Origin of the sequence: Ramlibacter sp. MMS24-I3-19 (assembly GCF_050320135.1) — a bacterium.
GTDB lineage: Bacteria > Pseudomonadota > Gammaproteobacteria > Burkholderiales > Burkholderiaceae_C > Ramlibacter.
Window position 1 is genome coordinate 217,682 of record NZ_CP190017.1, and the last position, 13,275, is coordinate 230,956.

Annotated in this window: 10 protein-coding genes and 1 pseudogene; 10 read left to right on the forward strand and 1 reads right to left on the reverse strand. The window is 63.7% G+C overall.

Annotation, left to right across the window (positions count from 1 at the left end; all coding sequences use genetic code 11):
• The first annotated feature begins 189 nt into the window (after positions 1–189).
• The 10 genes and pseudogenes from ACPWT1_RS01125 to ACPWT1_RS01170 all read left to right on the forward strand — a co-directional run bounded on the left by ACPWT1_RS01125 (position 190) and on the right by ACPWT1_RS01170 (position 12,233).
• Entirely contained in the window at positions 190–981 is a 792-nt protein-coding gene (locus ACPWT1_RS01125) for an ABC transporter permease (protein ID WP_427913605.1), read from the forward strand.
• A pseudogene (locus ACPWT1_RS01130) lies at positions 981–2,235 on the forward strand (ABC transporter ATP-binding protein). The gene ACPWT1_RS01125 and the pseudogene ACPWT1_RS01130 overlap by 1 nt, the downstream one beginning before the upstream one ends.
• Positions 2,232–3,581, forward strand: a complete 1,350-nt coding sequence (locus tag ACPWT1_RS01135) for a methyltransferase domain-containing protein (protein WP_427913606.1) — start codon at positions 2,232–2,234, stop codon at positions 3,579–3,581. The pseudogene ACPWT1_RS01130 and the gene ACPWT1_RS01135 overlap by 4 nt, the downstream one beginning before the upstream one ends.
• Before the next feature lie 4 nt (positions 3,582–3,585).
• Positions 3,586–5,421 (forward strand): glycosyltransferase, encoded by a 1,836-nt coding sequence (locus ACPWT1_RS01140; RefSeq protein ID WP_427913607.1) that lies wholly within the window; start codon positions 3,586–3,588, stop codon positions 5,419–5,421.
• A 106-nt stretch (positions 5,422–5,527) separates the two neighbouring features.
• Positions 5,528–6,472, forward strand: coding sequence for a glycosyltransferase (locus ACPWT1_RS01145; RefSeq protein WP_427913608.1), 945 nt, complete (start codon positions 5,528–5,530; stop codon positions 6,470–6,472).
• Positions 6,469–6,855 (forward strand): GtrA family protein, encoded by a 387-nt coding sequence (locus tag ACPWT1_RS01150; protein WP_427913609.1) that lies wholly within the window; start codon positions 6,469–6,471, stop codon positions 6,853–6,855. The genes ACPWT1_RS01145 and ACPWT1_RS01150 overlap by 4 nt, the downstream gene beginning before the upstream one ends.
• Before the next feature lie 268 nt (positions 6,856–7,123).
• Entirely contained in the window at positions 7,124–9,121 is a 1,998-nt protein-coding gene (locus ACPWT1_RS01155) for a DUF7024 domain-containing protein (RefSeq protein ID WP_427913610.1), read from the forward strand.
• Between the two features lie 30 nt (positions 9,122–9,151).
• The gene (gene gmd, locus ACPWT1_RS01160) at positions 9,152–10,192 is read left to right on the forward strand and encodes a GDP-mannose 4,6-dehydratase (protein ID WP_427913611.1); all 1,041 of its coding nucleotides are present in this window, start codon (positions 9,152–9,154) and stop codon (positions 10,190–10,192) included.
• The gene (locus ACPWT1_RS01165) at positions 10,189–11,055 is read left to right on the forward strand and encodes a GDP-mannose 4,6-dehydratase (RefSeq protein WP_427913612.1); all 867 of its coding nucleotides are present in this window, start codon (positions 10,189–10,191) and stop codon (positions 11,053–11,055) included. The genes gmd and ACPWT1_RS01165 overlap by 4 nt, the downstream gene beginning before the upstream one ends.
• Entirely contained in the window at positions 11,052–12,233 is a 1,182-nt protein-coding gene (locus ACPWT1_RS01170) for a glycosyltransferase family 4 protein (RefSeq protein ID WP_427913613.1), read from the forward strand. Before ACPWT1_RS01165 ends, ACPWT1_RS01170 begins: the two co-directional genes overlap by 4 nt.
• Here ACPWT1_RS01170 and ACPWT1_RS01175 read toward each other — a convergent pair.
• The gene (locus ACPWT1_RS01175; RefSeq protein WP_427913614.1) at positions 12,182–13,261 is read right to left on the reverse strand and encodes a glycosyltransferase; all 1,080 of its coding nucleotides are present in this window, start codon (positions 13,259–13,261) and stop codon (positions 12,182–12,184) included. The two genes, ACPWT1_RS01170 and ACPWT1_RS01175, sit on opposite strands and share 52 nt — an antisense overlap.
• Between the last annotated feature and the right edge of the window lie 14 nt (positions 13,262–13,275).

Here is a 13,275-nt window from a genome sequence, read left to right on the forward strand (position 1 = left end):
CGTTTCGCGCCAATTGTAGGTGCGCTGCTGAAGAGCAAAGCCGCCCCGGAAGCTAGAATCCCAGCCTCATCCAGCTCGCCGACGACGGCGGGCTGCCGCATCCCACTCCAATCGCCTCATGCAAGCCCAGTTCTTCTGTGCCGGCTACTCGCCTGTTTGCGCGAAAAGCCGTCGGCCGTCCCTCGCGTCATGGACCTGATCAGGGCCATCTGGGCCTACCGGGGCTTCATCGCCGCGAACGTGCGAAGAGACTTCCAGGCCCGCTACCAGAACTCGCTCCTGGGGGCGGGCTGGGCCATCCTGAATCCGCTGGCGATGATCATCGTGTACACGTTGATCTTCGCGCAGCTCATGCGAGCCCGGCTGCCTGGCGTCGACAGCACGTTCGCGTACAGCATCTACCTGTGCGCCGGCGTGCTCACGTGGGGACTCTTCTCGGAGGTGACCACCCGGTCGCTGACGATGTTCCTGGAGAGCGCGAACCTTCTCAAGAAGATCAGTTTCCCGCGCATCTGCCTGCCCGTCGTGGTTGTCGCCACCGCCTGCGTGAACTTCGCGATCGTCTTCGCGCTGTTCACAGGCTTTCTCGTGCTCAGTGGCAACTTCCCGGGGCTGCCCTATCTCGCTCTGGTCCCGCTGCTGGCCATTCACCTGCTGTTCGCTATCGGCCTGGGTGTCACGCTCGGCGTCCTGAACGTTTTCTTCCGTGACGTCGGCCAGTTCTTCGGCATCTTCCTGCAGTTCTGGTTCTGGCTCACGCCCATCGTGTACCCCGCCGCGGTGCTCCCGCCGGTGATCGGACGCCTGATGGTCCTGAATCCTCTGGCCCCGCTGGCCGGCGCTTACCAGTCCGTCCTGGTCAATGGGCAATGGCCACGGTGGTCCGGGCTTGTCGCTCCGACAATCGCGGCGCTCCTGCTGTGCGCGCTCGGACTGCACCTGTTCAAGCGCCGCTCCGGCGAGATGGTGGACGAACTCTGATGGGCTCGATCAACGTTCATTCGGTCGGCAAGGCGTACAAGCAATACCCCTCGCGCTGGTCGCGCTTGCGGGAGTGGGTGACGCCGGGCAAGGCTCCGCGGCACACGCTCAAGTGGATCCTGCGGAACGTGTCCTTCAACGTGAGTCCCGGCGAGGCAGTCGGCATCATCGGGATCAACGGAGCCGGCAAGAGCACGCTGCTCAAGGTCATCACTGGCACGTCGCAACCCACGGAGGGCAGCGTGCAGGTCACGGGCCGGCTGGCTGCGATGCTCGAACTGGGGATGGGGTTCCATCCGGAGTTCACCGGCAGGCAGAACGTCTACATGGCGGGCCAGCTTCTCGGCATGAGCGTGGAGGAGATCTCCCACCTGATGCCGGAGATCGAGAGCTTCGCCGAGATCGGACACTACATCGACCAGCCGGTGCGCGTGTATTCCAGCGGCATGCAGGTGCGCCTTGCGTTCAGCGTGGCCACGGCACGCAGGACCGGACATCCTGATCATCGACGAGGCGCTCTCTGTCGGCGACACGTACTTCCAGCACAAGAGCATCGATCGCATCCGCGACTACGCGGCGCAAGGCACCACGCTTCTCATCGTGAGCCATGACGCAGGGGCCATCCTTGCGCTGTGCGACCGGGCCATCCTTCTCGAGGCGGGAGGCCTGGCCATGGAAGGCGACCCGCAGGCGGTGATGGACTTCTACAACGCCAAGCTGGCAGATCGGGCCAACAACAAGATCCAGCAGGAGACAACGCCCGCAGGCGTGCAGACCATCTCGGGGACCGGCGAAGCCACCGTCGAGGAGGTCTTGCTGCTGGACGAAACAGGCAACGCGATCGAGATGGCCGACGTCGGACAACGAGTCACCTTGCGGGTCGCTGTCCGGGTGAATGCGCCGCTGGATCGCCTGGTGCTCGGCTACATGATCAAGGACCGCCTGGGCCAGCAGGTCTTCGGGACCAACACGCATTACCTCTCGCACGTGGAGAAAGATGTGTCTGCTGGAGAGCTCCTGACCTATAGCTTCAGCTTCGACGCCATGCTCGGCGTTGGAACCTACTCCGTTGCGATCGCACTCCACGATTCAGAAAGTCACGTCATGCGCAACTATGAATGGCGCGACCTGGCAGCCGTATTCCAGATCGCAAACCTGAGCAAACCGAACTTCGTTGGCACTGCCTACCTGGCGCCGATTCACAAGGTCCAGCGCAACATGGCTATCGGGTATTCAACAGGCGCGACAACATGAGCGACTTCTACAGCGCGTTCGAAGCCCGCTTCCGTGGTTCGCGGGAGCTGATTGCGGCCCGGCTCAGGGGCTACGAGCCGTTCCTGCTGCCGCTTGCTGCCCTCTACCCCGGCGGCTCCGCCGTCGATCTTGGCTGCGGGCGTGGCGAGTGGCTCGAGTTGTTGGGGCAGGCCGGCTTCAAGGCGACCGGTGTGGACCTGGACGACTCCATGCTGGCGGCCTGCCGGGAGCGGCAGCTTGATGTCATCCATGCCGACGCGGTCGAACATCTGCAACGGCTTCCCGATGCAAGCCAGGCACTCGTGTCTGCCTTCCATGTCGTCGAGCACATCCCCTTCGAATCGCTCCGAACGCTCGTCAGGGAAGCGCATCGCGTCCTCCAGCCCGGCGGATTGCTCATTCTCGAGACGCCGAACATCGAGAACCTGGTGGTGGGGAGTTCGTCCTTCTACCTGGATCCGACCCACCTGCGGCCCGTCCATCCCCTGCTGCTGACGTTCGTCGTCGAAGAGGGTGGTTTCGCACGAACGAAACTGCTCAGGCTCAACGGCGACCCGCTTCCCACATCCGCCGACATCGGGCTGGGCCATGTCTTCGGCGGTGTCAGTCCGGACTGCTCGGTGGTGGGACAGAAGGCCGCACATGCAGCCTCAGACCCTGCCTTCGCTCCTGCCTTCGAGGCGGACTGGGGAGTCTCGCTGGCACAGGCCTGCGGCGCCTACGACGGCGCCATTCGGGCCCAATGGCGGGCCCAATGGCGGGCGCAAGAGCAGGCGCAGGAGCGGGCGCAGGAGCTGACGAAAGAGCTCCTTGCGTCGAGCGTGCAATCGCTCCAGACCCGGCTTGATCGGCAGGCCACGGACCTGCAGCGAGCCCGCGACGAACTCGCGCGATTCAGGGGAGAGGTCAATCAGATGCGAAACGAAGTGCGAAGCGAATTGCAAAACGAAGTAGCGGCACTGCACCAGGCGCTGCACGCGATCCACACCAGCCGCAGCTGGCGGTGGACAGCCCCGGTCAGGCGAGTTCATGCAGGCGTTCGGCGGGTCGCCGGAAAGGTGCTGCGACGCACCCTCCCCATGGCCCGGACCGTCGTTCACCAGACTTCATGGACGAAGAAGATCGTTCGTGGCGCGCTCGAGTCGTCGCCCTCGACGGCCAGGTTCGTTCGCCGCTTCCTCGGGATCCCGGAAACACCGGTGTCACCCTCCCCGGCAGCGCCACCGCCCCCGCCCATCAGGCTTTTCCAGGACCTGCGCTCCGTCAAGCTCATGTCCGCCATTGCGCAATCAGAGCACGCGGACGCCCCCGTCGTGTTCATCACGAAAGACGGCCATGTCGATTGAGAAGGTGGCCATCGTCATCCTCACCTGGAACGGGATCGAGCTGACCCGCCGTTGCATGGAAAGCCTGAGACCCGACACGCTGCCGGAAGGCGTCAGCGTCATCGTGGTCGACAACGGCAGCACGGATGGCACGCCGGACTACCTACGCGGCTTGAGCAACGTCGAGTTGATCGAAAACGGGGCCAACCTCGGCTACGCGAAGGCCGTCAACATCGGCATTCGCGCGGCGCAACCCGATGCCGACGTCGTGCTGCTGAACAACGACGTCGAACTGATCGAGCCTGACTGGCTTCAGCGGCTCTCCGCCGCGGCGTACGCAGATCCTTCGGTGGGTGTCATGGGCGTGAAGATCGTCCGCGATGACGACACCCTGCAACACTGCGGCGCTTACCTGCCTCTCGACACGCTGTGGGACCAGCAGCTCGCGGGCGGCGAAATCGACATCGGCCAGTTCGCGGGCGTGCGAGAGGTCGAAAGCGTGGTCTTCGCCTGCGCCCATATCAAGCGCTCGACGCTCGAAAAGGTGGGCCTGCTGTCGGAGGACTTCTTCGCCTACTTCGAGGACACCGATTACTGCCTCCGCGTCAACCAGCAGGGATTGAAGGTCGCCGTCACCGGTGACGTCCGGGTACGCCATTCCGAGAACTCCAGCACCAAGGTGAACAAGGTCAGCCACAGCGACATCTTCCTGGCGAGCCAGAAGACGTTCAAGGCGAAATGGGGCAAGCACCTGGCGGAGACGCGGTATCACGAGGCGATCGACTGGCACTCGATCATCAACTTCCCGTCGGGGTATGCGGGTTCTTCCAGGGCCTTCGTCCACGCCCTGGACAGCCTCGGTGTCAGCGTTGCCTACAAGTACGTGTACGGGCCAGGAACGGTGTTTCCTGTCGAGGAGCCCATTCACTCCGATTCGTACATCGTCAACATGGTGCGCGCCCGTGAATTCGGCAAGGCACCGGTGCAGGTGGTCTATGCCCAGGGCGACGTGTTCGAGCGGAACACGGGCAAGGTCAGGATCGGCTACACGATGCTCGAGGTCGACGGATTGCCGGCCGAATGGGTGCGGCAGGCCAACCTCATGGACGAAGTCTGGGTTCCGTCGACGTTCAACGAGCAGACATTCCGCGCATCGGGCGTGAAGGTGCCGATCCGCGTGGTCCCGCTTGGCGTGGACCCGGCCTACTTCTCCCCCTCGATCCGTGGCGTGAAGCCCGAGTCTGGCTTCACGTTCCTGTCGGTCTTCGAGTGGGGCGAACGGAAGGCCCCGGAACTCCTGTTGCGCGCGTTCACCGATGAATTCAGCGCGAACGAGCCCGTGCGGCTGATCTGCAAGGCGAACAACTTCGATCCGTCCTTCACCATCCGGGGCGAGATCGAGAAATTGAAGCTGCGCCCCAACGGGGGCCGGCTGATCATTGCCGAAAACCAGATCCTCCAGCAGTACGAACTCGGGGTTCTCTACCGGTCCGCCGACTGCTTCGTGCTGCCGACGCGGGGCGAAGGCTGGGGGATGCCGATCCTCGAAGCCATGGCTTGCGGGCTGCCCGTCATCGCGACCAACTGGAGTTCGCAGACCGACTTCATGACGCCCAGCAACTCGCTGCCGCTGGAAGTGGAAAGCCTGATCCCAGCCGTCGCGAAGTGCCCCTACTACGAGGGCTTCCGGTGGGCCAATCCGTCGTACGAGCACCTCCGCGCGCAGATGCGGTGGGTCTATGAACACCAGGACGAAGCGCGGGCGATCGGCGACAGGGCCGCGCAGGACGCTGCCAGGCTGTGGTCGTGGGACTCGGCTGCGAAGCGAATCGAGGCTGCGCTCGTGGAGCACCGGCGGTGAGCTCCGCGACCCTGCAGTCACTTGGAACGCCCGGCTCTGCAGGGTTGCACAGGGCCGGCGGCGACAGCCGGCCGCCGTCAGCCTGGACGCGTCGCATCGCATCGCAGTGGTCATCCCCAGCTACCGGGTGACCCGGCACGTGCTGTCGGTGATCGAGGCGATCGGCCCGGAAGTCGAGCAGATCTACGTCGTGGACGACTGCTGCCCCGACAACTCCGGCGACCTGGTGCGCACCAAGTGCACGGATCCGCGGGTGACCGTGGTGCGCAACGAGCAGAACCTGGGCGTCGGCGGAGCCGTCTTGCGTGGCTACCAGGAGGCAATCCGAAACGGCGCCGACGTCATCGTGAAGATCGACGGTGACGGGCAGATGGACCCATCGCTGATTCCGGGCTTCGTGGGTCCGATCCTCGCCGGCGAGGCGGACTACACGAAAGGCAACAGGTTCTTCAATCTCGAGCGCATCGGCGAAATGCCTCCGATGCGCCTGTTCGGCAATGCGGTCCTGTCGTTCATGACCAAGCTGTCGGCCGGCTACTGGGACCTGTTCGATCCGACCAATGGCTACACCGCGATCCATGCAGACGTCGCCAGAAGGCTGCCCCTCGACAAGATCAGCAAGCGCTACTTCTTCGAGACGGACATCCTGTTCCGACTGAACATCGTGCGCGCGGTGGTGGTGGACATCCCGATGGACGCGCGCTACGCCGACGAAGTCAGCAACCTCAGGATCTCACGCATCGCGGGCGAGTTTTTTGCCAAGCACGTGCGCAACTTCTTCAAGCGCCTCTTCTACAACTACTACCTTCGGGATCTCTCGGTTGCTTCGCTTGAATTGCCGCTTGGATGTTCGCTGTTCCTCTTTGGCGTGGTGTTCGGGGGATGGCACTGGTTCCTGTCGATCTACGCCGGCGCTGCGGCCACGGCGGGAACCGTCATGCTGTCTGCATTGCCGGTTCTGATGGGGCTGCAGCTCATGCTGGCATTCTTGGCGTTCGACATCGCCTCAGTGCCACGCCGCCCCATTCACAAGCAGTACGTCACGCGATGAGCTTCCGCATCCGCTCGGAGGGTGTCTCGCGCCAGTTCGTTGTATTCCTAATCGGCGGAGTTCTATCCGCGCTCGTCGACGTGGGATGCATGACGGCGCTCCTTCGCGGAGGCATGCGTCCGGTTCTGGCTGCGAGCTTCGCAATGCCTTTGGGGGTGGTAGTCAACTATTCCTATCACGCGAAGGTAACTTTCGGCGCGAGGATTACAGGAATGTCGATCACCAAGTACCTCGTGGTACTTGGCATCAATTATCTGACCACTGTCGGCATGGTCTGGATCTCGGACCAGATGTTTGCTGGTCCTTTGATCGGAAAGGTCGCATCACTTCCGGTGGTCGCGATGACGACGTTTGTCCTCGGCAGACATTGGGCATTCCGATGAGAGAGAACCCGCCAGACGACTTCGCCCATTGCCGACTCGACTTGCGGGTGTTAGCGCCCCCCTGTGTTGGGATGCCGCCTTTTCCCTGGTCGGGCGCCTCTTCAACGCAGGATTGCCAATTGTGCAAGGGGGCTTGGGGAAAGACAAAAACAACTGCGGGTGGCGGCTCAACTCCACCCCTCAGCATTGAATGGGAGTCTGCATGACATCTTCTCCATCCCATCGGTGGCATGAGCGCGTTGATCCGAAGTGGCTTCTAGCAACCTTCATGGCACTGCTGTTTGTCCTTCTGATTGCACGCGGCACGGGCATCTATCCTGTAGTCATGGCCGATGAGTGGGTCTACAGCAGCGACTCACGTCTGCGGCCGTTCTCGCAGGCCGGCGTTCCGTCCTACCTCTATCTTCTCCTCTATCGCAGCACGAACATGTGCGGGGATGGATTCCTAGATTGCGCACGTATCTTGAACAGCTTGTTCATGGTGACCGCGATCCCATTCATCTATCGTGTTGGGCGCCTTGTCTGTGGCCCGCTGCTCGCATGCTTCATCGCCGCCCTCGCTGTCCTTGGGCCCATCAACTCGTATGCCATCTACTTCATGCCAGAGGCCATGTACTTCATGGGCTTCTGGGTGCTTACGTGGCTCGTATTGACACGGGACAGATGGCCCGTGCTCGCGCGGGCCATGGTGACCGGGTTTGCCGCCGGACTGCTCGGCCTCGTCAAGATTCACGCCCTCTTTCTCTTGCCTGCGCTTATCGCATACAGCGCGTGCATACCTTGGCTGCGCAGAGATGCAAGAAGTTGGCGGGTCGCACTTCAGGCTGGCATCGCCATTGGCCTCGCGTTCTTCGCTACGAGATTATTCATTGGCTACTTGATAGCCGGCAGGAGCGGCTTGAGCTTGTTCGGGGTCATCTACGGCAGTGAAGCTAATGGTGCAGGCGCAAGCACTGCCAAGCGTGCCGCAGAACTAGCCCCGATAGCCCTGTTCAGCCTGAAGGGGCATTTGATGGCTCTGGCCGTGCTCTTCGCGGTTCCCCTCGGCAGCCTGATCACGGGCTTGCGGCTGAAAGAACGGACTCAGCCCGATGTAGATGCACCGGTACGGATTCGCCTCTACACACTGCTCGTTTTCGCGGCACTGCTGGGCGTTGTTGCCTTGTTCACCGCATCTGCTGGAACCAGTGGCCGCCCACTAGAGAGTGCCGCCCGGCTGCACATGCGGTACTACAACTTCGCGCTTCCCCTGCTGCTTTGCGTCGCGGCGGCCGAGTTTAAGACGCAGCCACACTTTGGATGGCTTCGTGCGCTTGTGGCCGGCATCTTGGGCCTCGTGACCCTCTACGCAATCACTCATCTCTTGTCGGCCTATGTTCCATCTGCTGTCGACAGCCCTGAGTTAGGCGGGGTTGCCCATTCACGGAGGCTTTTCACGGCCATCGGCGCACTTGCGATCGTTGCAACGTTTGCATGGGGCGCACGACCGAAATGGGGCGCCACGCTTTTCCTGTTCGTTCTGGCTCCGGTCGTGGCTCTCGCCGGCAGCTGGCAGGTCAACAAGGACGTTCGGCAACGGCAGACGCCCGATGTTTACGATAAGGCCGGAGTGTTGGTCAGGCGCTATCTCGGCAGCGAAGTGGCCCATATGACGGTCATTGCTCCACAACCTGCGCCGCTCGTAAGGGCGATGTTCCACCTGGACAACGTGAACGTTGCGACTCGCCAAGAGGAAGAAGGGACGGAGCTGTCCGTGGAGCAGTTGCCCGACGGCACTGCGTGGCTACTGGTGATCGGCAACTACAAGTTGGGCGAAGGGCTCCGCAGCACAGTGGACTTCGATAGCTTCTCGCTCGTCCAAGTCGTGCGGGAGCGCTTCATTGATTTCAGGTCGGATCGTTGGCCAAGCGTCACACGGTCGTCGGGCCTGTCCTGGGCAGAGCCCTGGGGCCGCTGGACCGACCGGCGAAATTTGGAGATCGAATTTTCCACCACGCTCCCGACGCACTTCGAGCTGACCTTGACGGGCCATGCATTCGGCGAGAACGGCACGTTCGTCGTGCGCGTGGGCAATGCGGCCAGGGAGTACAAGTTGCCGACGCACGGCGAGGGTCGCAGTTCAGCTGTTTTCCTGACGGATGGAAATGAGAGAATCGTCAGTATCAGCGTTCCACATCCCGTGGCGCCGAAGGATCTGGGCCTCGGCGAGGATCCTCGCGAGCTTGGACTCGGTCTGGGCGAATTGGCGATCAAGGCAATCAGGTAGACACGTTCGCGCCGCGAACACAAACAAGACATGACGACGAAGACTGCAATCATCACAGGCATCACCGGACAGGATGGCGCGTACCTGGCGCAGCTGCTGCTGGACAAGGGCTACCGGGTCATTGGAACGTACCGCCGCACGAGCTCGGTCAACTTCTGGCGCATCGAGGAACTCGGGATTCAGGCGCATCCGTCCCTCGAGCTGGTGGAATACGACCTGACCGACCTGGGCGCGAGCATCAAGCTGGTCCAGACCTTCGCACCGGACGAGATCTACAACCTGGCCGCCCAGAGCTTCGTCGGCGTGAGCTTCGAGCAGCCTGTCACGACGGCGCAGATCACCGGGCTCGGCGCCGTGAACCTGCTGGAGGCCATCCGCCTCGTGAATCGCAAGGTGCGCTTCTACCAGGCCAGCACCTCGGAGATGTTCGGCAAGGTGCAGGCCGTCCCGCAGAAGGAAGACACGCCGTTCTATCCGCGCAGCCCGTACGGCGTCGCCAAGCTGTATGCGCACTGGATGACGATCAACTACCGCGAGAGCTACGACATCTTCGGCAGCAGCGGCATCCTGTTCAACCACGAGTCGCCACTGCGCGGCCGGGAGTTCGTCACCCGCAAGATCACTGACGGCGTGGCCAAGATCCGCCTGGGCAAGCTGGACATGCTGCGCCTGGGCAACCTCGACGCCAAGCGCGACTGGGGCTTCGCGAAGGAATACGTGGAAGGCATGTGGCGCATGCTGCAGGTCGACGAACCGGACACGTTCGTGCTGGCGACCAATCGCACCGAAACCGTCCGCGACTTCGTGTCCATGGCGTTCCGCGCCGCCGGCGTCGAACTGAAGTTCTCCGGAAGCGGCGACCAGGAGCGGGCGGTCGACGCATCCACCGGCAAGACCGTCGTCGCCATCGATCCCCGGTTCTATCGGCCCGCCGAAGTGGAGTTGCTGATCGGCGACCCCTCGCATGCCAAGGCGAAGCTGGGCTGGGCGCCCAAGACGACACTGGAGGAACTCTGCGCGATGATGGTCAAGGCCGATCTCCGGCGCAATGAGGTGGGGTTCTCGTTTTGAGGATTGCCGTCACGGGCGCTGGCGGCTTCACCGGGCGCCACTTTGCAGACGCAGCGTCAGCGGCCGGACACGAGGTGCTCGCGGTCCGCACCGACCTTCGGGAGGGAGAACCCCTTGCCAAGGAGCTCTCGGCGCTCGCTCCTGACCTGGTCGTGCACCTGGCCGCCATCAGCTTCGTGGGCGCCGCGGATGCGCGCGCCTTCTACGACGTCAACCTGTTCGGCACCCTCAACCTGATCGACGCAGCCAAGCGGTGTGGCACGGTGCGGCGCTTGCTGGTGGCCAGCAGTGCCAACCTGTACGGCAACAACCCGGCCTCGCCCCTGGCCGAGACGGCCATGCCCGCGCCGGTCAACCACTACGCGACCAGCAAACTGGCGATGGAGTGCATGGCAAGGTCCGCCGCGGAGGGCCTGCCGCTGGTCCTGACCCGGCCGTTCAACTACACGGGTCCGGGGCAAGGCGTCAATTTCGTGGTCCCGAAACTCGTGGCCCACTTCCAGTCCCGCGCGCCCAGGGTCCTGCTCGGCAACATGCATGTGGAGCGCGAGTACAACGACGTGCGGATGGTCTGCAAGGCCTACCTCGAACTGCTGCAGGAGTCCGTGCCCCCGGCCACGTACAACGTCTGCACGGGCGTCACGTATACCCTGGCGCAGCTGATCGGAAAGCTCTCCGACCTGACCGGGCACCGCCTGGAGGCGCAGGTGGATCCGGCGCTGGTCCGCCGCGCCGAAGTCCACCGCCTGTGCGGCGACCCATCGCTGCTGCGGGCCACGGCCGGTGCCTTGCCAGCGTTCTCGATCGAGCAGACCCTCGAATGGATGCTCTCCACGCCTCAGGCAGCCGGGACGACGGCGTGAAAGTCGTCCTCGGCACCGGTTCGCTGCTTTCTCCGCTGACGGGCATTGGACAGTACGCGCTTCAGCTCGCGGACGGCTTGTGCCGCACCCCGGCTGTCGAGCCCTGGTTCTTCTACGGCCAGCAGGTCTCCCGCGAAAACCCCGCCGTGTCGAAGCCGTGGTTGTCCGGCTGGGGGCGCACTGGCAAGGTCCGGACGTTTGTTCGCAAGTACGTGCCCAATGCCTACGGGCTGGATCGCCAGCGCAAGCAGCTGGTGCTGAACAGGCTCGTGCGGCGCGAACGTTTCGACGTCTACCACGAGCCGAACTACCTCGCCCTGGACTTCGACGGGCCGACGGTGATCACGGTCCATGACCTGTCCTGGATCCGCTATCCCGAGACGCATCCGATCGAGCGCGTACGCGCGATGAACAGGTACTTCGAGCCGGCCTTGCGCAAGGCCAGCCTCCTGTTGACGGATTCGGAATTCGTGGGCCGCGAACTGGTCGAGGTCTTCGGCATCGACCCGGCCATGATCCGCCCCATCCTGCTCGGGCTGGATCCCATGTTCCGCCCGCGGACGGCGACGGAGACCGCGGAAGTCATGCACCGCCTGGAGCTCGAACACGGCGGCTATTTCCTCTCTGTCGGGACGCTCGAACCCAGGAAGAACATGCAGGCCACCGTGTCGGCGTATAGCCGCCTTCCGGCGAGCGTGCGGCGGCGCCACCCGCTGGTCATCGCGGGGATGAGGGGCTGGAGGACGAGCAAGCTGGAGAGCCTCCTCGAACCCCTGGTCGCCAGCGGCGAGTTGCGCATGCTCGGCTACCTCAGCCGGGAGGACCTCGCGATGGTCACCGCGGGCGCACTGACGATGGTGTACCCGTCCGTGTACGAGGGGTTCGGTTTGCCTCCGCTCGAATCCATGGGGTGCGGCGTCGCGCCGATCGCCTCGAACCGGTCTTCCCTCCCGGAAGTCGTCGGGGATGCAGGCCTACAGGTCGACCCCGATGACGCCGACCAACTCGTCCTGGCGATGACGCGCCTCGCAGAAGACGCTGGTCTGCGGCAATCGTTGTCCAACGCCGCCCTCGAGCGCGCGCAGAACTTCACCTGGGAGCGGTGCGTGAGTGAAACCGTGGCCGCCTACGGCGCCGCACGGACGGTGGCAGACCGCGCCGCCACCAGCCGCGCGTAAGCGGCGGCATAGGCCCGCGCCATGGCCCGCGCGGTGAATCTCGCTTCGTACCTGGCCCTTGCGGCGCGGCCCATGGCCGCGGAGCGCTCGGGCTGGTCCAGCAGGGCCTGCATCGCCGCCCGCAACGACGTCGCGCTCTCCGGCGGAACCGCAAGACCGGTGACTCCATCCTCGTTGATGTAAGTGGTTCCGGTCCCGATCGAGCAGCTGATCATCGGCTTCGAAGCCATGGCGGCCTCCACGAGGGACATGCCGAACGCCTCGGAGCGAAGGTGCGAGGGAAACACGAAGCCCTTGCAGAGACGCAGCAACGCCATCTTGTCCTTGTCGTCGATGGCGCCGAGAAACACGACGTTGTCCAGGCCCGCGGCCTTGACCATCGCCTCGAGCGCTGCCCGCTCCGGTCCGTCGCCCGCGATGACGACACGCGCAGGAAGGCCGCGCGAGGCCTCGATGAGCGTGTGCAGTCCCTTGTAGTACCGCAGAACACCGACGAACAGGAAGAATTCGTCGCCGACCTGAGCCCGCCACCGGGCCAGATCATCGTCGGACGGGCGCGGGTAGCTGGCCTCGTCGACGCCGTTCGGAATGACTTCCACCGGAGTCCGCAAGGCCGCCAGAACCTGGCTGCTTGCCTTGTACTCGGGCGAGGTGGCCACGACGAGGTCGAGGCTGTTGAGGAACCGGGTCATCACCGGTCGGTAGGCGCGCATCAGCCACTTTTGCCGCACGATGTCCGACTGGTACGAAACGAGGCTCGGCTTCGACGTCGCACACGCGAGGTGGAGGATGTCGCCGAACGGCCATGGGAACTGGTAGTGGACGACATCGGCCCAGTCCAGCTGCCTCCTGAAGTCGCCGAACGCGGACAGCGACATGTTGTTGGACGCGATTTCCAGCGTCTGCCGGCTGCGGTGCACCTCCCCTTCGGGAAAGCGCAGGACGCGCGGCTCCGGCCGCGGGCTCAACGTGAAGATCCGGCTCTCGACACCGTGCTCGGCGAGGCCGCGGCCCAGCTGTGCGATCACCTGCTCGATCCCGC

Coding starts and splice junctions, on each gene's coding strand:
- ACPWT1_RS01125 (WP_427913605.1), top strand. CDS start 190: ATGGACCTGATCAGGGCCATCTGGGCCTACCGGGGCTTCATCGCCGCG.
- ACPWT1_RS01135 (WP_427913606.1), top strand. CDS start 2,232: ATGAGCGACTTCTACAGCGCGTTCGAAGCCCGCTTCCGTGGTTCGCGG.
- ACPWT1_RS01155 (WP_427913610.1), top strand. CDS start 7,124: ATGGCACTGCTGTTTGTCCTTCTGATTGCACGCGGCACGGGCATCTAT.
- gmd (WP_427913611.1), top strand. CDS start 9,152: ATGACGACGAAGACTGCAATCATCACAGGCATCACCGGACAGGATGGC.
- ACPWT1_RS01150 (WP_427913609.1), top strand. CDS start 6,469: ATGAGCTTCCGCATCCGCTCGGAGGGTGTCTCGCGCCAGTTCGTTGTA.